Origin of the sequence: Burkholderia sp. AU27893 (assembly GCF_002223205.1) — a bacterium.
Taxonomy (GTDB): domain Bacteria; phylum Pseudomonadota; class Gammaproteobacteria; order Burkholderiales; family Burkholderiaceae; genus Burkholderia.
On record NZ_NKFD01000005.1, the window covers coordinates 613,187 to 635,151 of the forward strand.

Consider the following 21,965-nt stretch of genomic DNA (forward strand, 5'->3'; position numbering starts at 1 on the left):
CCGCGCTCGCACGGCGTGCCCGGCCGCATCCGGCGCATCGCCGGCTTCGATCACGGGCTGCATTCGATGGAAGGTCATGTCGATCACCTCAGGCCGCCGCGGACGCTCTCCCGCCAACCGGCTGCCAGCCGAGTGCCGGGGCGATATGCGTGATGAAGTCCTCCAGGATCTGGCGGTAATTCTCGAACGGCAGGTCGTAAGGCAATTCGAGGCGCAACTCATGCACCTGTCCGACCACCGGGTCGGCAAGCAACCGCTCGACGATCTCGTCCGACGTACCGACGAGATCCGGCGCGAACAGCGTGCGCCGCTCACCCTGCGGCGCTAGCGTGCGCGCATGGCGGCCTTCGGCGAATGCGCGATAGCGTTCACGCTCGCGTGCATTCGCACCGTCGGTCGGCACGATCACGCGCCCCAGCGCAATACGTGGAGCGACGGACTCGCTCCAATACGCGCGATACAGCTCGAGTTGGCGGAGTTGAGCATCGACGTAACTGTCCGTCCCCTCGCCCGTCGTCAGATTGCCGATCAGCAGGTTGAAGCCGTTTTTGGCAGCCCACTCGATCGAACGCCTCGAACCGCCTCCATACCAGAGCCGGCCCGTCAATCCGGGCGCATAAGGGCTCACGCGCGGCCGCACCCTGCCCGCGGCCGACTCCACGAACGTGTCGTCGTCGCCGAGCCAATCGCCGGCGAGATTGCGGCGCAGGCGCGCCACACGCGCATGCGAGAAATCGACCAGATCCGGATCGGTATCGAACAGGCGCTCGCCGAGCAGCGCGCCGTGATTCGGCGCGCCCGCGCTGAGCCCGACATTGAGCCGGCCGTGCGACAACACGTCCACGGTCGCGAGATCCTCGGCCAGCCGAAACGGATTCTCGTAGCCCATCTGGATCACCGCCGCGCCGAGCCCGATCCGGGTCGTCCGCTGGCTCGCCGCCGCGAGAAACGTGGCAGCCGACGATACGGCGCGCTCGAGATGGCGCTGCCGAACCCACGCGCTGTCGTAACCCAGCGCCTCGCCCACGCGGAACAGTTCGAGCGTCCGCTCGAATCCCGCACGCGCGTCCTCGCCGGGATAATTGCCCGGCGTCAGGAACGCAATATGATCAATGCGTACGTTGCTCACCTTTTTCATCCTTCGTCATTTGCGGTGGTCGCGGCCCCTGTCGCCCGTGCGATACGCCGGCGGATCATGCGGCCATGCGCGGCCCCGCTACGACAACACCTTCGACAGGAACTCGCGCGTGCGCGGATGCGTCGGGGCCGCCAGCACCGCCGACGGCGGCCCCGACTCCACGACGCGCCCGCCGTCCATGAAAACGATCGTGTCCGCCACTTCCCGCGCGAAACCGATTTCGTGCGTCACGATGATCAGCGTGGTCCCGGAACGGGCAAGCTGACGAATCACGTCGAGCACTTCGTTCACGAGTTCGGGATCAAGCGCGGAAGTCGGCTCGTCGAACAGCAACACCTTGGGCTTCAGCGCAAGCGCGCGCGCGATCGCGACGCGCTGCTGCTGCCCGCCGGACAACTGGCGCGGCCACGCGTCGGCCTTGCCGGCCAGGCCCACCCGGGCGAGCAGCGCGCGTGCTTCCGCTTCCGCCTCGGCACGCGGCAGGCCGGCCGCGACCGGCGCCTCGACGATGTTCTCGAGCACGGTCAGATGCGGGAACAGGTTGAAACTCTGGAACACCATGCCGACTTCGGCGCGGCGGCGCAGGATGTCCTTTTCCTTGAGCTCGTACAGCGTGCGCCCGTCGCGGCGATAACCGACCAGTTCGCCGTCGATGTCGATGAAGCCCTCGTCCACGCGCTCCAGATGGTTGATGGTGCGCAACAGCGTCGACTTGCCGGATCCCGACTGCCCGAGCACGACCGTCACGCTCCCGGACGGGATCGCCAGCGATACGTTGTCGAGCACATTCAACGACCCGAAGCTCTTCGATACGCGATGAATGCCGACGGCCGCGCCGACGCGCTGCTTCGCCCAGCCGGCAGTTTCCGCACTCGGCGCGGCAGCAGCGTCAGGCCGCGTGTCCGCCACCGAGCGACGGAACGGCGATGCCTCGAACGCAAGACGGATTTTGTGCAGGACTGCGAAGAGGCCCGGCACGGCGACCGCATCGCGCGTCGCACCGCGCGCATAGTGGCGCTCGATATGCACCTGGATCGCCGACAGCACGGTCAGGATCACCAGATACCAGACGGTCGCGACCATCAGCATCGGGATCACTTCCAGATTGCGGTGGTAAATGATCTGCACCGTGTAGAACAGATCCGGCATCGCGAGGATATAGACGACTGCGGTGCCCTTCGCGAGGCCGATCACGTCGTTGAACGCGGCAGGCAGGATCGCGCGCATCGCCTGAGGCAATACGATGCGCCAGGTCTGTCGCGCGCGCGGCAGCCCGAGCGCGGCCGCGGCTTCGCGTTGCCCGTGATCGACCGACAGGATGCCGCCGCGGATCGCCTCTGCCGCAAACGCGGCCTGCGTCAGCGTGAGCCCGAGAACGGCCGCCATGAACGGCGTGATCAGATCCGTGGTCGGGCCACGCAGGAACACGATGTCCGTGAACGGGATACCCAGCCTGACCGTGTCGTACAGATAGCCGAGATTGTTCAGCAACAGCAGCAGGACGATGGTTGGAATCGAGCGAAACAGCCAGATGTACGCCCATGAGCACGACGACAGCAGCGGCGAACGCGAGAGCCGCGCGAGCGCGAGCGGAATGGCCAGCGCGAAGCCGAGCACCGCACCGAGCGCCGTCAACAGCAGCGTCTGCCCGAGACCCGCGAGCACGGCTTCCGAGAAAAACCAGTGGGCAAAGACGTTCCAGCCCCAGCGCGGATTGCCGAGCACCGAATAGAGGACGGCCGCGATCAGCACGATCGCCGCGACGGTGCCGGCCGTTCTCGCCGGATAGCGGGCGGGAACGACGCGGTAATCCGCGTAGTCAAGGCCCGCCGGCGCCGCGGTGTCGGGCACGAACGGTGCGCGGCCGGCAAGCCGGGAGAGGTCGTTCATCACGCGGTCTCTGCGGTTGCGTAGCGGCTTGCGCGGCGCGGCAAGCCGAGATGGTCGCGCAGCGTGGCACCCGGTAACGCGCGGTCGTAGCGGCCTCGCGCTTCGAGTGCGGGAATCACGTAACGGACGAAATCATCGAGCCCTTCCTTCTGCACCTGGAAGCCGAGGATGAAGCCGTCAGCCGCGCCTGCATCGAACCAGCGGATCAGTTCGTCCGCGACGTCCTCTCCGGTGCCGATGAACCCCGGTTTCGGCGTGGCGACTTCAAGCGCGACTTCCCTGAGCGTCGAGCCGTTTTTCCTGGCCTCTTCCTTGATGCGATCGGTCGTGGAGCGGAAACTGTTCCTGCCGAGTTCGCCCAGCTCGGGGAACGGCGCATCGAGCGGATACTGCGAAAAGTCGTGATGCTCGAAAAAGCGGCCGAGGTAGGCCAGCGCCTCGTCGATCGTCAGCAGGTCGCGAATCGTGCGGTATTTCGCGTCGGCTTCCTCGCGCGTCGCGCCGACGATCGGCCCGATGCCGGGGAAGATCTTCACGTCGGTGCGCGCGCGGCCGTGCGCCACCGCGCTGTCGCGCACGCGCTCGGCAAATGCGCGCGTCTCGTCCAGCGACGGCGCGTGCGTGAACACCGCATCGGCATACTTGCCGGCCAGCTCGATGCCCGCATCCGACGAGCCGGCCTGGAAAATCACCGGTTGCCCCTGCGGCGAGCGCTGGATGTTGAGCGGCCCGGCGACCTCGAAAAAACGGCCCTTGTGGTTCAGCGTGTGCAGTTTGTCACGGTCGAAGAAGCGGCCGCTCGTGCGGTCTCGCACGAACGCGTCGTCGTCCCAGCTGTCCCACAAGCCTTGCACCGTTTCCAGATATTCGTCGGCGATCTCGTAACGCAGCGCATGATCCGGATGTTCGCCGCCGTAGTTCTTCGCCGAACCCTCGAGCGGCGACGTCACGACGTTCCATCCGGCACGCCCGCCGCTGATCAGGTCGAGCGACGCGAACTGGCGGGCCACCGTGAACGGATGGCTGTACGACGTGGACAGCGTGCCGGCGAGCCCGATCCTCGATGTCGCCGTCGCAAGCGCGGACAGGATCGAGATCGGCTCGAAGCGGTTCAGGAAATGCGGGATCGACTTCTCGTTGATGTAGAGGCCGTCCGCGACGAACACGAAGGCCACGCCGTTCGCTTCGGCCTTCTGCGCGATGCCGGTGACGAAATCGATATTGACGCTTGCGTCCGCCGGGCCGGCCGGATGCTTCCACGAATTCATGTGGCCGCCGGCGCCGTGAAGGATCAGTCCGAATGTCAGGTTACGTTGGGTCATGTTCAGATCCGCATGCGAAGAATGGAAAAGGCGTGAATCGCAGTCAAACGACGATCGGCTGCTCGACGCGTGCCAGCGCCTCGACCGAGGCGAGACGTTTCGCCGGGTCCGTCACCGGGTTGTCGATCACGAACTCGTCGATCCCGAAACGCTCGTGCAGCGCATCCAGCTCCCGGTGCACCTCTTGCGCGGTACCGGCCAGCACCTGCGGATGCAGTTCGTCGATCCGGTAGTCCGTCACGCCGATCTGGCGCGCGAAGTCGGCCGCCGCCTCCGCGCTTGGCAGGTTGACGCTCTGCCTGTCTCCGAAACGCAGCTTGAAGATCCTCAGTGCGCCGACCTGACGTTTCGCGTCTTCGGACGACCCCGCGGCGACCGCGAACAGCGCGAGCAGCGGCACGCGGCCCGTCGCGTCGCGATAGACGTCGATCGACCGCTCGATATTGGCAACGTCGCCGTTGAAATGGCCCGCGTAGCAGAACTGCCACCCATGCCGCGCAGCCAGTTCGGCGCTTTCCGGGCTGCCGCCCAGCAGGATCCGCTGCGGCGGCTCCGCAGGAGAAGGCAGCGCGAGCGCGCCGGCCAGCGGATGATCCGGCGCGACGCCGTCGCCGAGAAATGCATCGAGCTCGGCGAGTTGTCCGGCGAAATCCGGCTTCTTCGACTTGTCGTGAAACCACTGCAATGCGCGCGTGGAGAGCGGCAGCCCGCCGGGGGCCTTGCCCACGCCGAGGTCGACGCGGCCCGGCGCGATGGACGCCAGCACGCGAAACGATTCGGCGACCTTGTAAGGGCTGTAATGTTGAAGCATCACGCCGCCCGATCCGACGCGAATTCGGGATGTGTGCGCGAGCAAATGCGACACGACGATTTCCGGTGCCGAGCTCGCGAGCCCGGGCGCGCCGTGGTGTTCCGCGATCCAGTAGCGCTTGTAGCCGAGCGCTTCGGCACGCTTCGCGAGCGCGATCGTGAAATTCAGTGCATCGTGCGCGCTCGCCCCTTCTGCAATCGGGCTTTTGTCGAGAATCGAAAGGGAATAAGACATGAAGCTCAACCTTTTAGAACGGCCGGCCCGCCGGAACGAAGCGGCGTCCGGCGGGTGCCGATACAGCGGAAAACACCGGGCAGACCAGTCATTATGGATAACGGATCAACGCCCCGTTACGGTCAATTCTGCTATGGATATGGTCGTTCGATCAGAACAGATAGCGCGCGCGCAGATAATAAAATCCGCCGTTGACGCCGATCGTGCTGCCGCCGCTGTACTGAATACCTTCCAGTTGCGTCTCGAAAGGCAGCTTGCTCGGACGAACGTCGAACAGGTTTTGCGCGCCCGCCGCGATCTGAAACTGCTTGGTCACGTCATAGCGCACTTCCAGGTCGGTCACGTACCGGGCAGCTTCCTCGTAGTGAACGAACTGCGACGTCGAGAACGCGTTCGGACCGACGAAGTACGTCCCCTCGCCCGAGGTCTTCCCGTAGCGCGTTTCATGCAGCGTGACCGCCCACTTGTCGAGACGCCAGGTGCCGCCGATGATGATCTTGTTCTTCGGTGTCGTCGTGGACAGCGACGCGATCTGCTGTCCGTTCAGCGACGGCTTCCCGTTCGATCCGTTCGCCACGTGCGTGACCGACGTCGTATTCAGGTTCACGCCGAAATCCCAGTCCACCTGGCCGTAGCGACCGAACCCGGTGTGATAGGTGCCGGCCAGGTCGATCCCGCGCGTGCGGGTGTTGGCGCCATTGGTGAAGTAACTTGCGCTGACCGCCGATGCCGGCACCGAGCCCGGCACGCTCAGGCCCGCCCCCTCGAGCGCGGCGATGGCCGCGGCACCCGACGCGGTTCCGCCAAGAACGATCCGGTTACGGATATTGATCTGGTACGCATCGATCGTCAGCTGCAGGTTGCGAACGGGATTGAGCACCAATCCGAAGTTGTAGCTGGTCGACTGCTCGGGCTTCAGCGCCTGCGCGCCGATCAGGCGCGCGCCGGGCGATGTCGTTGCCAGGATGCCGCCCACCGAGGCCGGCGACGTGGTCACGCTGGTATAGGACTCCTGGGCCAGCGACGGCGCACGAAAGCCCGAACTCACGCTGCCGCGAACCGCGATGGCCGGCGAGAACTGGTAACGGGTCGCGATCTTGCCGTTGGTCGTGTCGCCGACGTCGTTGTAGTGCTCGTAGCGCCCGGCAAGATTCACCTGCCACTTCGGCGTCAGGTAGGTCGACAGATCGACGTACGTGCCGATCACGTTGCGCGAGATGTCGCTTGCGCTGACCGGCGCGAGCCCCGGCAACGCAGCCGACCCGCCGTCGATCCACGATGCCTGCTCGCCATTGCGGATCGTATAGGTTTCGCGACGCTGCTCGACGCCCACGGCGACATTCAGCGGTGCGGGCAGCAGCGGGACGTTGAATGCCCGCGACAAGTCGAGGTTGTTCGTCAACTGGGTGTTGCTGACGGTCGACAGATGGAAGGTGGTCGGCGTTGATCCCGTTGCCGCGTACAACCCCGTGTTGGCGGAATTGCGCATCCCGAACACGCTGTAGTCGCCGCCATAGGTCGTGCTCAGATCCCATGCCCAGCCGAACAGGTTCTTGCCCTTGACTCCGGCCGTCACCGAGTAATCGTTCTCGTTGATCGTTTCGACCGGCACGAACCCGTTCGGGTAGACCTGCGGCAGGACCGACGGTGGACGATAGTTCTGGTACGCATCCCCGTTCCGGTGCGCGTAGGTGCCGAACCCGTAGAGCTCGACGTCGTCGCCGAGGTAGTAGCCGGCGTTGAAGCCGACCGTCTCGCGCGAGCTGGACGGGTCGCCGAGGATCGGGTTGTAATAGCCCTGCCCCTGCGGAAACCGCCCGAAATAGTCGTCGGGACCCGTGCGGATCGTGTGGTTCTGCCGGTCGAATCCGGCGCTCAGATCGAGGAAGCCCTTGTCGGCGATGTTCAGGCCGATCGTCGCGGATTCGCTGGTCTTGAAGCCGTCGCCCGAATACGTCTGTCCGTTGGTCGTCGCGAGTTCGCCGCCGTGCGTGTTGCGCTTCAGGATGATGTTGATCACGCCTGCGATCGCATCGGAACCGTACTGCGCGGAGGCACCGTCACGCAGCACTTCGATATGGTCGATCAGGCCCACCGGAATGGTATCGATATCCACGCCGGTCGAGCCCTGGTTCAGGCCTGGGTCGAGCGTGATGTTGGCCGTCGTGTGGCGGCGCTTGCCATTCACCAGCACGAGCACGTGGTCGGGCGTCAGGCCATGCAGCGACAGCGTGTCGGTCAATACGCCGGTATCGCCGGAGTTCGAGGTCCGCGTGATCGACGGCGACAGTTTCACCAGCGCATCGCGCAGGTTGGTCTGCCCCGTCGCGCGCAACTGATCGCCGCCGATCACGTCGATCGGCGTCAGGCTCTTGCTCGCGCGCGTCTCGGTGCGCGAACCGGTAATCACGACGCGATCCTGAACCTGTACCTTGCCGTCCGGTGCGGCCGAAGCCGACGATGCCGGTGCGACCGCGCTACTCGCCGGTGTCGCGACCGCTGCCGCTGCGTCCCCCGCTCCCGCTTCCTGCGCCCAGGCCGCGCCATGAAAAACGCCAGCCGCCACCGCCACCGATATCACTGTCCTGCGCGTCTTCGGCGAAACGCCTTCGCCCCGTTTGTGCCGCATGATTTCTCTGCCCCTTGTCGATTGAAGGCACGTAGCGAGCTGCCTTTCAGTAGTAGTACATACTATTTACGAAACGCCATTCCGGGTGGCGGTCCTGCTTCATCCGCTCAAGACCGAATCAGAGATCGGGAAGCCCCGGCGGATTGGTCGAGGCCTTGGTGATCGCCTCGCTGTCGAGATTCCAGCGGCTCAATACCTGGCGGTATTTGCCGTTCTGAATGAGGTCGTTGATCGCATAGGTAATGGGCGCCGCTAGCCCGCCGTCCTTGCGAGTCGTGACAGCGAGCTCTGCCGTGCGAGGCCACCCGCCGCTTACCGCGCCGACCTGCCTGATCTTCGCCCCCTGGCTCACCTGGTAAGCCAGCACCGCATTGACGCTGAAAATCGCGTCGGCGCGCCCCGATGCCAGCGCCAGCGTGCGCACGGATGGATCCTCGTAATACAGCACGTGAATCGGCTTCAGCCCGTGCGCGACGTTTTCCTTGTCCCATGCCAACAGGATTTTTTCCTGGTTGGTGCCCGAGTCACCGATGACCCGCAGTCCGGCAATATCCTTCGGCTCGCGAATCTGCTTGATCGCGCTGTTCTGCTCGACGTAGAAGCCGAGCACGTCGCGGCGATAGGTCGAGAAGTCGAACTTCTGCTTGCGCGCCTCGGTCACGGTCACGTTCGACAGTACCGCGTCGACTTTCCCCGACGCGACGGCGAGCGGCCAGTCCGCCCATGCAAGCGGCACGAGCTTGAGCTTCAGGCCGAGTTCGTCCGCCACCAGTTGTGCGAGATCCGGATCGGCCCCGACGATCGTTTTCGCATCCGTGGCATACACACTGATCGGCGGAACGCTCACCGAGATCCCGACCGTCAGCACGCCCTTCTCGACGAAGCGGAAGTTCTCCGGAATCAGCTTGATGGCCGCGGCATCCGGCGTGCCGCGCGGGCGATCTTGCTGATCGGGGCTCAGATTCAACGATGACGCCGACTGTGCGAGGCCGGCCACGCCCATGACGACGAGGGCAAGCGCGCCGGACACTGCCAGCCTGATTCCGCGACGACGATTCATGTTTCGATATCCCGTAGAAGTGTTCATCCGTCATGCGCCGAACGGCCGACCCAACGGCCGGTCCGGCTTCAAATCCTGCAAACGATCGGTACGGCCCGGCTCGAGCAGATCCTTGGCGAACGGCAGCCGCCAATGCACTTCCGGTGCAATCGCCGGATCGTATAGCGGTACATAGCCGGTGCCGGCATAGAGCGCGGAGGCCTCCGGTTGACGAAATCCGGTCGTGAGATAGACGCGCCGGTAGCCTTGCCGCAACGCACGGGATTCCAGTTCGGCCACCACGCGGCGCGCAACGCCCTGACGACGCACGCCGGAATGCGCCCAGATGCGCTTGAGCTCGGCGGTCGTTGCGTCGTAGCGCTGGAATGCGCCGCCGCCGACGACTTCGTCGCCCCGGCGAATCAGCACGAACGCGCCGTCGGGCGGTGCAAACAGTTCGGCCGGGTACGTCAGGAGTTCATCGCGCACGACTGCCGAGGGCACCGAGCGAAAGTCCTGATAGCGCGTGGAATACTCGACCGACAACTCGTCGAACATGGGCAGCGCGAGCGGATCAAGCGGGGATGTGTCGATTACTTCGTCTGTCACTGATACGCCAGATGCTTCGAGTCATCTGCCTCTGATTTGCCGGATTGGAACGATTTGTTCGACACGGTTAATTTCCTGTGTCGCGAGGCCCAATAGTGCGCGTTAACCATTCATGCGCAAACCAAGCATTTTTGAAATCGTTATGCACACAGATACACATAATCAGGATGACATATCGTAAAGGTCGACATGCACCGAAAACATCGATCGCCCTGCCGGTCACGTCGTTGGGCACTGCGCTCGTCTGCTTGCCCAGTCCGCGCATGCCGCCAGGAACGCGCCGGCGACCAACAGCAATATCGGCATCAGCACTTCGACGAATGCATCGCGGTATGCCGTCAACCCGGCGGAAGACGATGCCTGCACCAGGAACACACCGGTTCCCCACGACATGCCGATCGAGCACGCAAGCCGCTGCGATAACTGCAGAAACCCCGCAGCCAGCCCGCGCCCTTCATCCTGGCCGATCGCCGCGAGCGTCATCGCCTGATTCGGCGCATGGATCAGGCCGCTGGCGACGCCCTGCAGCAACACGATCGCGGGATAGGTGAGGACGATCCAGCGAATCTCGAGGAATTCGGCCGCGCAACCTTGCGCGGCGACGGCAAGCGCATGACACGCTATCGCGAGCACGGTCCCGCCGCGGCCGAAGCGGCGGACGAAACGCCAGCTCCACATCGCCGCTGCAGTCGATGCCAACGCGGCAGGAATCGACAGCGCGGCATAGCGCAGCGGGTCGACATGCAAGCCGTCGAGAAAGAACAGCGCACTGACCATCCCGAGCGTGACGCCCGCTGCAAACTGGCACATCGCGACGATCGTACCGAGCACATAGCCGCGCGAACCGACCAGACTGCGCGACAGAATCGGTGTGCCGCCGCGACGCTGATACGCGGCCTCCCACGCGAGAAACAACGGCAGCCCGGCCAGCGCGACCGCGAAGCACACGCGCCGCGACGGCATCGCGGCACTCCCGACCAACGTGGCGAGCATGAGCGCGAGCGTGATCGCGGACAAAAGCATCAACCCGATCAGGTCGATCGAAAACCGGCGAACCGACGGCCGGCGGCGCGGCAAATACCGAAGCGCGACGCAGAAGACGGCAACGCCGAACGGCGCATTGACGAGGAACAGCAGCCGCCAGCCGATGCCCGGCGGAACCGATGCAAGAACCAGCCCACCGAGAAGGGGGCCGACGAGCGCCGACAAGCCGCCTGCCATCGCGTATCGCCCGAGCGCCCTGGCTTGCGCCGTGCCGGTGAACAAGTCCTGGATCAAGCCGAATATCTGCGTATTGATCATCCCCGCGCCGAGCCCTTGCAGCACGCGTGCGGCGATCACCGTTCGCGCATCGTCCGCCAATCCGCCCAGTACGCTGAAACCGGTAAACATCGCGAGCCCGACCAGAAACAGCAGGCGGCGCCCGATCACGTCGCCAAGCCGGCCGGCCGGGACGAGCGCGATACCGAACGCGATGGAATACACCGACGTGATCAGCTGTATTTCCGCTGTCGACGCGCGCAGTCCGCTCCGGAGCGCCGGCACTGCAAGCGTGAAGATCGCCTGATCGAGAAGCGTGGTAAAGCCCATCGCGACGCAGATGCCCAGCACGATGTCGGCACGGGTGTCGTGCGAAGCACCGCGCGCATCGCGCCGTCGCACGAGCCGGCCGAACCGGCCGGACGGTCGCGCGCGGGCAACGGCATCTGCAAGCTCGGTGTGCACGCACGCGTGCGGCTCGTCCGGCGTCATCGACTCATTCCACGTTGCCGGTATGCACCGGCTGAACCGGCAGCAGATATTTCTCGAACAACACACCGGGCGGCGCGTCCTCGCCGAAATCGTGCGACGACAGCAGCGTATAGCCGGAGGACCGGTAAAGGCCGACCGCTTCGGGTTGCCGCGGCCCGGTTCCCAGATGCACGCGCGTGTAGCCTTGCCGGACCGCCTGCGCCTCCAGCTCGGCCAGCACGCGCCGCGCCAACCCCTGACGGCGATGCGCGCGACTCACCCAGATCCGCTTGAACTCCGCGGTGGCCGGCGTGTGATGACGCATGAACGCCCCGCCCGCGATCGCCCGGCCCTCACGCAACAGCAGCAGGAACGCGCCATGAGGCGGCGCGAAAGCTTCGACCGGATAGCGCACGAGCTCCCTGGCGAGTTCCTCCTCCGGGATATAGGCCGCGTAACGGCTGCTGTACTCGTACGCCAGCTCGTCGAACAGCGGCTGCGCGAGCGGGTCGCGGGCCGACACATGGACGAGCCGGTCCTGCCGATCCAACGAAACTTCGACTTCAGACATCAAACGCCTCCTCTTCCACCGTTGCCCGAACCCCGGGCCGGGTTGTCATGATCCATCGGCCGATGCAGACATCGACACTCACGCCGACGGCGCCGGCTGAACGGTGCGCTCGAGCAGCGCACGCAATGCGGCGCCGACCTGATCGGGCCGCTCGAGCATCAACTGGTGCCCGCAGGCGGCCAGCACGTCGAACGTCGCATTCGGCAACGCGTCGGCCAGCGCGCGCCCGCCGGCCGGCGGCGTCAATCCATCGGCATCGCCGGCCAGCACGGCGACCGGCACGTCGAGCACGGCCAGCCGCGCCGCGTCGGGCCACGGCGCGTCGCGCAGCACGGCCTGGAACGTCGTCATCCGGTTGCGGCGCGCCACGCGCGACTCGTACGCGACCAGCGCCGGATCGGCTTGCGGATGCCATGCAAGCCGCCGAAACCGCCGTGCGAACACCGGCTTGATCCATTCGAGGAGCCAGCCCGGCAATGCCGGTGGCCGGGTCACCGGGCGCGCGAGCTGCGTGCCGAGCAGCAGCGCCCCGCTTGCTTCATGCAGCCGCCCGAGCGTCGCGAGCCGATCGAGCAACGCGAGCGTGCTGCCCGTGCCGAGCGAATGCGCGACGAGCACGTTGCGCGCGCCCTTGTAACGGTCGAACAGCGCGAGATAGTCGAGCAGCGTCTCGTCGCCGTGATAAGCGCCGCTTTGCGCTCGGCCCGATCTGCTCGACGAAACGCAGCACGGCGCGTGACGCGGGATCGGCAAACACGAGCGCCTTCGCGCGCACCGAGAGTGGGCGGTGCTCGCTTTCAGGCAGGGAAATGAGCGGTGGGGAATCTGTGCGGTTGTCCATGATTCAGGCGTGGGCGGACCGGTTGGCGATACGGGCGTCCGCCCGAGGGCTTGATCTTAGTCAACCTCGGACGCGCGCAAAATACCGATTGGTATGATGCTTCGCTGCCGCGCGCAGATATCGAATCCCGTATGCGTCGCGCAACGCGCGCGGCAACGCCAGCAACATTCAGCGGTATTCGACGCGTGCCCGATCATCGCCACCGATTCGCTCGCAAGCCCTCCGCCACATCGCCATTCCGGTCGTGCGAGCGTCGTGTTCGTCTGCGTAAATCGGAGGACCAGATAACGGTATGAGAATTTCTTGGTTCCTGGATGCGTTCCGCATCCCGAAAATACACGCTCCCGACAACCGGGCGCGCGACGCGCCGCCCCGCCTCACCCAAACAACGTCTCTCTTTCCCATGTTCAGCAGATCGTTTCGCACTACGTCGGGCCACGCGCTGCTCGTCGCCGCCCTTTTTTCCGCTTTTTCCGGCGTGGCTCGCGCGGACAGCACACTCGATCGCATCCATCAACGTCACAAGATCACGATCGGCGTGATCCTGTCGGGCCCGCCGTTCGGCTCGCTCGATCCCGCGACGCAAAAACCGGTCGGCTTCAACGTCGATCTGGCGAACGACGTGGCGAAACGGCTCGGCGTCGACGTCGAACTGACGCCCGTGCAGCCGTCGAACCGCGTGCAGTTCCTGCAGCAGGGCAAGGTCGACGCGCTGATCGCCAACATGGAGCTGACGACGGAGCGCGCGGAAATCCTGTCGTATGCGCCGACGCCGTTCGAGTTCATCGGCGGCGCGCTGATCACGCGCAAGGACAGCGGCATCAAGACCTGGGCCGACGTGCGCGGCAAGCCGGTCTGCGTGTCGCAAGGCAGCAACTACACGAAGCCGCTCGCGACGGAATACGGTGCGCAGGTGAAGGCGTTCCGCGGCCAGCCCGAATCGCTGCTCGCGCTTCGCGGCAACAACTGCGTGGCCGCCGTGCACGTCGCGCCGACGTTGCGCATGCTCGTCGCGCGCAATCCGGACTGGAAGGACTATGCGACGCCGCTGCCGACCGACCTGATTCCGTCGCCGTCGGTCATTTGGGTCCGCAAGGGCGAGACCGATACGCAGAACGCACTCGACCGGATCGTCCAGGACTGGCATCGCAGCGGCTGGCTGCTCGACGTCGAGCGCAAGAACGGCATGACGCCATCGCAAGCCGTGCTCGACCTGCACGCGAAGCTCAAGGCGCAACGCACATGACGGCGGCCGCCGCCGTCGATGCGCTCCGCAAGCTCGGTCTCGACTACGGCTTCGTGCTCGCCCCCGACGAACGCGCGTCGTTCGTGCACGGGATGGGCGTGACGCTCGAACTGTCGATCGCGACCGCGCTCGGCAGCCTCGCGTGCGGCGTCGTGCTCGCCGCGCTGCTGGTGTCGCCGCGCGCGGCACTGGCGCGCCCCGCGCGCGCATTCGTCGAGCTCACCCGCAACACGCCGACGCTCGTGCAATTGTTCTGCGCATTCCTCGTCGTCAACATGCTGATCAGCGCCGCATTGCGCGGTCTGGGCGGCAATCCGCTGACGCCGTTCATCTGGAGCGTGATCGTGATCTCGCTGCACAAGGGCGCGTTTCATGCGGAAGCGCTGCGCGCCGGCCTCGAAGCGGTGCCGCGCGCGACGCTCGAAGCCGCGCAGTCGCTCGGCTACAGCCGCCGCCAGCGGCTCTGGTACGTGCAGTTGCCGCTCGCGATGCGCTTCGCGCTGCCCGCGCTCGTCAACAACCTGGTCGACCTCGTGAAGATGACGACGGTTGCCTCGGCGATCGCGGTGGGCGACGTCACCTATGCGTCGATCATGATCTGGACGCAGCGCGACAACGTGCTCGAGTTGATGATCCTGATCCTGCTCTTCTTCGGCGCGCTCACGTTCACGGTCAACCTCGCGGGACGCTGGCTCGAACACCGCTTGAGGATACCCGGCTATGGCCATTGACTCGCTCGCTTCGCCCGCGCGCCTCGTGCGCTGGCCCGCGGTCGCGGCAATTGTGGCCGCGCTGTCCGTCGTCGCGCTGGCTATTGCCGGTCGGCACCATCCGACGCTCGTCGCGCTCGCCACCTGGCTGCCCGCGCTCGGCAAGGCGATGCTCGTCAACATCGGCATCAGCGCGCTGGCGATCGCGCTCGGCACGCTCGCCGGCCTCGTGCTCGGCCCGCTGACGCTGTCGCGGCTCGGCATCGCACGCGTTGCGGCGCGCGCGTACGTGCAGGTGTTTCGCAACGCGCCGCTGCTCGTGCTGATCTATTTCTCGACCTACGTATTCCCGTTCGAAATCAGGCTCGGCCACGCGTCGCTGCCGTTTCCGGACTGGTTCAAGGTGACGCTCGGCCTTGCACTGCCGGCGAGCGCGAACTTCGCGGAAATCTTCCGCGGCGCGATCCAGTCGATTCCGCACGCGCAGTGGGACGCCGCGCGTTCGCTAGCGTTCAGCCGCGTGCAGGTGTTCCGCTGGATCATCCTGCCGCAATGCGTGCGCCGCATGCTGCCGCCGTGGATGAACCTGTACGCGAGCATCACGATGGCCACCGCGCTCGCGTCGCTCGTCGGCGTGCACGACCTGCTCGACACCGCGCAGGTCGCGAGCAACACCGTCGCGCGCGCCGACTTCACCGTCGTCGTCTATTTCACGGTACTCGGCCTGTTTTTCGCGTACTGCTACCCGATTGCCCGCTTCACCCGCCTTCTCGAACGACGTCATGCATTCCACTGAAACTCCGCGCGGCGCGGACGAGCCGCTCGTCCGCCTGCGCGACGTGCACCTGTCCTACGGCACGACCCCCGTGCTGCGCGGTATCGATCTCGACGTGCACCGCGGCCAGGCCGTGTCGATCATCGGGCCGTCCGGCTCCGGCAAATCGACGATCCTGCGCTGCATCACGGGGCTGTTGCGGCCGCAGCGCGGCCTGATCGACGTCGATGGCACGCGCGTCGACCAGCTCGCATCCGAGCGCGACGAAATCGCGCTGCGCAAGCGCGTCGGCTTCGTGTTCCAGCAATACAACCTGTTTCCGCACCTGAGCGTGCTCGACAACCTCGTCGCCGCGCCGGTCCGGATTCTCGGCCGCGATCGCGCCGAAGCGGTGCGCACCGCACACGCGCTGCTCGAGCGCGTGCGCCTCGGCGACAAGGCGCATGCGTACCCCGGCGAGCTGTCGGGCGGCCAGCAGCAGCGCGTCGCGATCGCCCGCGCGCTCGCGATGCAGCCCGACCTGATCCTGTTCGACGAGGTGACGTCCGCGCTGGATCCGGAAACCGTCGGCGACGTGCTGGCGGTGATTCGCGACCTCGTACGCGATGGCATGACCTGCCTGCTCGTCACGCACGAGATGCGGTTCGCCGAGGAAATCAGCGACGTCGTCTACTTCACCGAGGCGGGCGTGATCGTCGAGCACGGGCCGGCCGCGCAACTGTTCCGTGCACCGCAAAGCGCGCGCACGCGGGCTTTCCTCGCGCATGCGCTCGGCCCCGCGGGCAGCCCTCACGCCAGCCGCGACAGCGCGCCGATCGCACTCGACCTGACGCGCTTCGCGGTCTGAGTCAACGCGCTGCGTAGCGGCTCGGCGGCCGCGCGAGCCCGAGATGGTCGCGCAGCGTCGTGCCCGCGTATTCGGTGCGGAACAGGCCGCGGCGTTGCAGTTCCGGTACGACATGCTCGACGAAATCGTCGAGTCCGCCCGGGAAATAAGGCGGCATGATGTTGAAGCCATCCGCGGCGCCACCCTCGAACCACTCCTCCAGCGCGTCCGCGACTTGCGTCGGCGTGCCCCACACGATCCGGTGCCCGCGCGCGCCGGCGACGAGGTAGTAGAGTTCGCGCAGCGTGAGGTTCTCGCGGCGTGCGAGATCGGTCAGCAGCTTCGCGCGGCTCTTCAACTGATCGGATTCGGGCAGGTCGGGCAGCGGGCCGTCGAGCGGATACTTCGACACGTCATGGCCGAGACGGTCGGACAGCAGCGTCAACGCGCCCGACGTATCGGTCCATTGCTGGAGCTGCGCATACTTGTCCTTGGCCTCCTGCTCGGTGCGGCCGATCACCGGAAATACGCCGGGCATCACGGCGGTTGCGTCCTCGCCGCGGCCGTATGCCGCAAGCCGCCCCTTCAGGTCGCGATAGAAGGCCTGTGCTTCCTCGAGCGTCTGCTGCGCGGTGAACACCACTTCCGCGGTGCGCGCGGCAAGATCCTGGCCGGGGCCCGACGAGCCGGCCTGAATCACGACCGGATGGCCCTGCGGCGGGCGCGACGCGTTCAGCGGTCCCTTCACGTTGAAGAAGCGTCCGGCGTGATCGAGCGCGTGCACCTTCGCCGGGTCGAAATACACGCCGCGCGCCTTGTCCCTGACGACCGCGTCGTCGTCCCAGCTGTCCCACAGCCCCTTCACGACATCGACGAATTCGCCGGCCATCTCGTAGCGCTGCGCGTGATCGGGATGGTTGCCGCGCGTGAAGTTCGCGGCGGTGCGGTCGTACGAGGTCGTCACGACGTTCCAGGCGGCGCGCCCGCCGCTCAGGTGGTCGAGCGACGCGAACACGCGCGCGATGTGGTAAGGCTCGCTGTACGTCGTCGACGCGGTCGCCGCGAGGCCGATGTGCCGCGTGTGCATCGCGAGCGCCGACAGCAGGCTCAGCGGCTCGAAGCGCATCGCCATCGACGGATGCGCGTCCGGGCCGCTCGTCAGGCCGTCGGCGAGGAAGACCATGTCGAACTTTGCCCGCTCGGCGGTCTGCACGACGCGGCGCAGCAGGTCGAAGTTCTCGCTGCCGGATTCGGCGTCGGGGTGGCGCCAGCCGGCGACGTGGTGTCCGGCGCCCTGGAGGAACAGCCCCAGGCGCATCTGGCGGCGGGAAGGTGTGCTGCGATCGGTGCTCATGATTGAAGCGACGTAAAGGTGTGGAAAAGGCGTGCGAGATCGGCCGTGCTTCGCATCGTGTCGACCAGTTCCGGGACGAACGCGAGCGCGGGATCGCGGGCCGTTGCATCCGCGAACTTCGCGGCGAGATCATCGGCACCGACGAGGCGTTCGGTGCGCTGCTGCAGCGTGTCACCGCCACGAAGCGCGATCTCGACGACCGAGAAGCGCGTCGCGGGATCGGTCGACGCGCGCGGCGCGGCCGCGTCGTGATGCCGCGTGACGCGGCCGGCAAGCGCGAGCAGGTCGTCGCGCACGGGCACATCGGCGAACGTCGCGACGCCGGGCGGCCCGTCCGTCAGTGCGGCGGCCACCGCGTACTCCACGCTGAAGCGCGCTTCGAGGCCGGTTGCCGGCAGCCGGTTCGACAGCGGCGTGTCGCCGCCCGGCGGGAAGGTGACCGCGATGCCAACGATGTCCGCCGGCGCGATGCGGTGGCGAGCGCGCAGATCGAGCGCGGCCTGCACCGCGTAATGGGTTGCCGTGCAGCAGGGCCACGGCTTGAAGTACAGGCCGGGCGACACGATCTGCCACGGCGCGCCCCAGTCGGCCAGCACGCGCGCCGGCTGCGCCGCGCCACCGCCGAATACGGCGAAGAATCCTTCCGGGCCGTCGAGTGCGCCCGGCGCGCCGGCCAGTCCCGCCTCGGCGAGTTCGGCGGCGAACAGCCCCGCGCGCGCCGCCAGGCCCGCGTGCAATGGCTTGACCTCGCTGCCGAACTGCAGCCGCAGCCCGGCCGACTGCGTCGCGGCGATGCCGAGCGCGTTGTCGGTGGCCGCCGCATCGAGCCCGAGCAGACGTGCCGCGGCGGCGGCCGCGCCGAGCGTGCCGAGCGTCGCGGTGTTGTGGAAACCGAGTTCGTAGTGGCGGCTGCCGAGCGCGAGACCGATCCGCGCCATCGTCTCGACGCCGACGACGTATGCGTCGAGCAGTTCGAGCGCGCTGCGTGCGCGCACCTGCGCGAGCGCGAGCAGCGCCGGCAGCAGCACGGTGCCGGGATGGCCGCGCACGCTGCTGTGCACGTCGTCGTAGTCGAGCGCGTGGCCTGCGTAACCGTTGAGCAGCGCCGCGTATTGCGGCGACGCCGGTGTCGCACTGCCGATGACCGCTGCTGCCCCGGCCGAATCGCGACCGCACACCGCCAGCAGCTTGCGGTAACCGTTGTCGCGTGCGCCGGCGAATGCGGCGGCAAGGAAATCGAGCAGCCCGCGCCGCGCGGCTGCGATGGCGGATGGATCACGCGAGGGCTCGGTGCACGCAATCGCGGCGGCCAGCCGGCGCGTGATGCCGTCAGGAATCGAGTGGGAAGACATATCGGCAGTTGGGAAGTCGCGAAACGCCGCAACGGGCGGCGCAGCCGGAACCTTCCGGTTCCGGCTCCGATGGGAGCGTCGGATACTAGCGAAGCCTTCGTGCGGGCCCAACCAAGTATTCGAGCTTTCTATATCGCGCATTCAGCGTTGCCCGACGGGAGCCGGGCAACTTCGCGCCGTGCATGACGCCGTCGATGAACCGGGTCAGTGCTGACCGGCAGCTTGCTGCTGCCGTGACGCGCCAGGCCGGCAGTCGACACGAGCCGTGCCGCCGACATGACGAAGCGGCGAAATTCCAGGGAGGAATAAAAATCGGGAAGCTGAATCAGGGCGGGATTTACCAGGCGCCTGAACGAACTGTCCGATCGATTCACCGCGCGGCGCCATCGTCGTGATCCCCGGCGGAAGGCGCGCCATGGGCGACAAATCGCGCTTCGACACCGCTTCGCACCACCAGGTCGAAGCGCTCCGGCCGAATATGAAACAGCGTGGATTCACACGTGCGGCCGTCGGCCAGACGAGACGTACGCCGCAACACCAGCAGCGGCGCCAGCTTGCCGGTCTTGAGCAGGGCGGCGATATCGTCCGGCGCGGCCACGGCCGTCACCGACATGTCGGCGTCGGCAATGCGCCAGCCGAGCAACTGCTCCAGCAGTTCGTAAGTCGGCATGCTGTCGGCCTGCGCATAAGCGACGTCACTTGCCTCAGGCAACAGACAGGTCTGCGCGAGCGCGATCGGCTCGTCGTCGACCCAGTGCAGGCGTTCGAGATAAATGCAGCGCGTGACGTCGGCGGCGAATACTTGCTGCAAGCCCGGCGGTACGTCACATGTTTCCATTCGCAGCAACTCCATTCGCGCGCGTGCGCGCTGCCCGGCGATCGAATCGTGCAGCCCGCGCAGCACATCGAGCCGGTGCCTCAGCCGCTGCTTCGCGGCGAACGTGCCCTTGCCCTGCTTGCGCTCGACGATACGCGCGTCGGCCAGCCGATCGAGCGCGAGCCGCACGGTCACGCGGCTCACCTGAAAACGCTCGCTCAGTTGCGCCTCGGACGGCAGCTTGCCGGTCGGCTCGTACATCCCCTGCTCGATCTCGTCGCGCAGCGTCGTCGCGATCTGCTCGTAAAGCGACGTCGCGTCGTCACGCACCAGCGTCATCGAATGTTCCTCTCCGTGCTCGGCTCGCGCTATGCGCGATCCCCGATATCGATATGAAAAGCAATTGGATCGCTCAACTTGTATTAATACGTATTATGACATCTCGACAGACGGTCGGGGCTGCCGTTTCAGTTTCACGGGGCCCGACGCACGGGGAGCATAGCAGTGACTGAAAACGCAATCGGCACGCCGCCGCTCGACGGCACGCAGGCAAGTCGCCCGCCACGGGCTGAGACGGCAGCCCCCCGACCCGCCGATCCGCACCCGGCAGCCCGATCGCCCAGCGCGCAGTGGCGCGCCGCGATCGGCTTCGCCGCCGCATGGATCGCGTTCTTCGCGATCGCGTGGTGGCTGCCTGCGCCCGCGCATCTGTCCGCGGAAGGCAAGGCGACGCTCGCCGTGGTCGCGTGGGTCGCGATCGTCTGGATCACCGAGGCGATTCCCGTCGGCGTGAGCGGCATCCTGCTGCCGATGCTGCTCGTGCTGTCGCACGCGAGCCCGTCGTTTCCGAAGGCGGCCAGCGGCTTCGCCGCGCCGGTCGTGTTCCTGTGTCTCGCCGCCTTCCTGTTCTCCGCGATCATGCAGGCGAGCGGGCTCGACCGCCGCATCGCGCTGCTCCTGCTCGACCGGCTGAAGGTGCGCACGGCCAACGGCGTGATCTGGGCGATGTTCGCGGTGAACTGCGTGATGGCGCTCGTCGTGCCGGCCGCGAACGCGCGTGCCGCGACGCTGCTGCCGGTCACGAACGGCATCGTCCGGCTGTTCGGCGAAACGCCGCGCGAACGCGCCGCACGCAAGGCGATCGTGATCCAGACGCTCGTGTACGGCGCGATGATCAGCGGCATGTGCATCCTGACGGCCCATCTGCCGAACATGGTCGTGTCCGGCTTGCTCGAGAAGCAGCTCGGCATCCGGATCTCTTACCTGACGTGGCTGAAGCTGCAGTGGCCCTACCTGGGGATGTTCGCGATCACGCAAGCGTGGGTGCAATTCCATTTCCGCTCGCGCGCCGTCGCGATTCCCGGTGGCCCCGACTCGATCGCGGCGATGCGCGCCGCGCAGCCGCGCGCCGCGCGCAACGACTGGGCCGTGCTCGCGCTGTTCGCGGCCGTCGCCGTGTTGTGGGCCACCGAGCCGCTGCATCACCTGTCGTCGGAAATCGTCGCGCTGATCGCGCTCGCGCTGTTGTTCGCGCCCGGCGTGTTGCGCTTCGGCTGGGCCGAAGTCGAACAGCGCACGATCTGGGGCACGCTGTTCCTGCTCGCCGGTGCGTTGTCGCTATCGTCGGCGATCAGCGCGTCGGGGCTCGCGAGCTGGGCCGCCGATCAGGTTTACGTCGCCGCGCGCGGGCACGGCTGGTGGCTGGCGATCGCGATCGTGATGCTTGGCACACACGTGATCCGCATCGGCATGTTGTCCAATGTCGCGGCCGTCACGATGATCGCGCCGATTGCGCTGGCGCTCGCACCGCGCCTCGGGCTGCATCCGATCGCGTTCACGATGCTCGTCAGCGATACCGACAGCTTCGCGTATTTGCTGCCGACGCAGATCACCGCCGGCGTCATCGCTTACAGCAGCGGCGCGTTCTCGACGGCCGACTACGCGAAGGTCGGCTCGGTGGCGGTGCTGATCGCGATCGTCTACGGCCTCTGCGTGATCGCGCCGTGGTACGCGTACATGGGCATTCCCGTCTGGGACGCAAGTGCGCCCTGGCCGTTCGCGCATTGACGC

The 21,965-nt window shown here is 66.5% G+C and carries 18 protein-coding genes; 5 read left to right on the top strand and 13 right to left on the bottom strand.

Annotation, left to right across the window (positions count from 1 at the left end; all coding sequences use genetic code 11):
* Window positions 1–88 precede the first annotated feature (88 nt).
* The 10 genes from CFB47_RS35035 to CFB47_RS35080 all read right to left on the bottom strand — a co-directional run bounded on the left by CFB47_RS35035 (window position 89) and on the right by CFB47_RS35080 (window position 12,727).
* Window positions 89–1,138, bottom strand: coding sequence for an LLM class flavin-dependent oxidoreductase (locus CFB47_RS35035; RefSeq protein WP_373453170.1), 1,050 nt, complete (start codon window positions 1,136–1,138; stop codon window positions 89–91).
* 78 nt (window positions 1,139–1,216) lie between these two features.
* Window positions 1,217–3,028: an amino acid ABC transporter permease/ATP-binding protein gene (locus tag CFB47_RS42085; protein ID WP_089463966.1), complete on the bottom strand. Its 1,812-nt coding sequence runs from the start codon at window positions 3,026–3,028 to the stop codon at window positions 1,217–1,219.
* Entirely contained in the window at window positions 3,028–4,350 is a 1,323-nt protein-coding gene (locus CFB47_RS35045; protein ID WP_089463967.1) for an LLM class flavin-dependent oxidoreductase, read from the bottom strand. Before CFB47_RS35045 ends, CFB47_RS42085 begins: the two co-directional genes overlap by 1 nt.
* Before the next feature lie 43 nt (window positions 4,351–4,393).
* Complete coding sequence (locus tag CFB47_RS35050) at window positions 4,394–5,395, bottom strand: LLM class flavin-dependent oxidoreductase (RefSeq protein WP_089464306.1); 1,002 nt, start codon at window positions 5,393–5,395, stop codon at window positions 4,394–4,396.
* A 151-nt stretch (window positions 5,396–5,546) separates the two neighbouring features.
* The gene (locus tag CFB47_RS35055; protein ID WP_089463968.1) at window positions 5,547–8,024 is read right to left on the bottom strand and encodes a TonB-dependent siderophore receptor; all 2,478 of its coding nucleotides are present in this window, start codon (window positions 8,022–8,024) and stop codon (window positions 5,547–5,549) included.
* Between the two features lie 118 nt (window positions 8,025–8,142).
* Window positions 8,143–9,084: an ABC transporter substrate-binding protein gene (locus tag CFB47_RS35060; protein WP_089463969.1), complete on the bottom strand. Its 942-nt coding sequence runs from the start codon at window positions 9,082–9,084 to the stop codon at window positions 8,143–8,145.
* Window positions 9,085–9,114: 30 nt separating this feature from the next.
* The gene (locus CFB47_RS35065) at window positions 9,115–9,672 is read right to left on the bottom strand and encodes a GNAT family N-acetyltransferase (RefSeq protein WP_179250262.1); all 558 of its coding nucleotides are present in this window, start codon (window positions 9,670–9,672) and stop codon (window positions 9,115–9,117) included.
* A gap of 219 nt (window positions 9,673–9,891) precedes the next feature.
* The gene (locus CFB47_RS35070; RefSeq protein ID WP_089463970.1) at window positions 9,892–11,424 is read right to left on the bottom strand and encodes an MFS transporter; all 1,533 of its coding nucleotides are present in this window, start codon (window positions 11,422–11,424) and stop codon (window positions 9,892–9,894) included.
* A gap of 4 nt (window positions 11,425–11,428) precedes the next feature.
* A complete protein-coding gene (locus CFB47_RS35075; RefSeq protein ID WP_089459368.1) occupies window positions 11,429–11,974 on the bottom strand; it encodes a GNAT family N-acetyltransferase in 546 nt (181 codons plus the stop codon).
* Between the two features lie 78 nt (window positions 11,975–12,052).
* The gene (locus CFB47_RS35080) at window positions 12,053–12,727 is read right to left on the bottom strand and encodes an alpha/beta hydrolase (protein WP_256946828.1); all 675 of its coding nucleotides are present in this window, start codon (window positions 12,725–12,727) and stop codon (window positions 12,053–12,055) included.
* 491 nt (window positions 12,728–13,218) lie between these two features.
* On the opposite strand from CFB47_RS35080, the gene CFB47_RS35085 reads away from it, so the two are divergent.
* From CFB47_RS35085 to CFB47_RS35100, 4 genes are read left to right on the top strand one after another with little or no spacing between them, the layout of a single operon-like run.
* Window positions 13,219–14,061 (top strand): transporter substrate-binding domain-containing protein, encoded by an 843-nt coding sequence (locus CFB47_RS35085; RefSeq protein WP_089459369.1) that lies wholly within the window; start codon window positions 13,219–13,221, stop codon window positions 14,059–14,061.
* Window positions 14,058–14,792, top strand: a complete 735-nt coding sequence (locus tag CFB47_RS35090) for an amino acid ABC transporter permease (protein ID WP_089459370.1) — start codon at window positions 14,058–14,060, stop codon at window positions 14,790–14,792. The genes CFB47_RS35085 and CFB47_RS35090 overlap by 4 nt, the downstream gene beginning before the upstream one ends.
* Window positions 14,782–15,567, top strand: a complete 786-nt coding sequence (locus tag CFB47_RS35095) for an amino acid ABC transporter permease (RefSeq protein ID WP_089463971.1) — start codon at window positions 14,782–14,784, stop codon at window positions 15,565–15,567. Before CFB47_RS35090 ends, CFB47_RS35095 begins: the two co-directional genes overlap by 11 nt.
* Entirely contained in the window at window positions 15,554–16,393 is an 840-nt protein-coding gene (locus CFB47_RS35100) for an amino acid ABC transporter ATP-binding protein (RefSeq protein WP_089463972.1), read from the top strand. The genes CFB47_RS35095 and CFB47_RS35100 overlap by 14 nt, the downstream gene beginning before the upstream one ends.
* A gap of 1 nt (window position 16,394) precedes the next feature.
* Here the strand turns inward: CFB47_RS35100 and CFB47_RS35105 are convergent, their stop codons facing one another.
* The 3 genes from CFB47_RS35105 to CFB47_RS35115 all read right to left on the bottom strand — a co-directional run bounded on the left by CFB47_RS35105 (window position 16,395) and on the right by CFB47_RS35115 (window position 20,234).
* Window positions 16,395–17,726, bottom strand: coding sequence for an LLM class flavin-dependent oxidoreductase (locus CFB47_RS35105; RefSeq protein ID WP_089463973.1), 1,332 nt, complete (start codon window positions 17,724–17,726; stop codon window positions 16,395–16,397).
* A complete protein-coding gene (locus CFB47_RS35110) occupies window positions 17,723–19,078 on the bottom strand; it encodes an MmgE/PrpD family protein (protein WP_089463974.1) in 1,356 nt (451 codons plus the stop codon). Before CFB47_RS35110 ends, CFB47_RS35105 begins: the two co-directional genes overlap by 4 nt.
* A 370-nt stretch (window positions 19,079–19,448) precedes the next feature.
* Window positions 19,449–20,234, bottom strand: a complete 786-nt coding sequence (locus tag CFB47_RS35115) for a GntR family transcriptional regulator (RefSeq protein ID WP_089463975.1) — start codon at window positions 20,232–20,234, stop codon at window positions 19,449–19,451.
* Between the two features lie 165 nt (window positions 20,235–20,399).
* Between CFB47_RS35115 and CFB47_RS35120 the strand changes: the two genes are divergently transcribed.
* Complete coding sequence (locus CFB47_RS35120; RefSeq protein ID WP_256946829.1) at window positions 20,400–21,962, top strand: anion permease; 1,563 nt, start codon at window positions 20,400–20,402, stop codon at window positions 21,960–21,962.
* Window positions 21,963–21,965 lie beyond the last annotated feature (3 nt).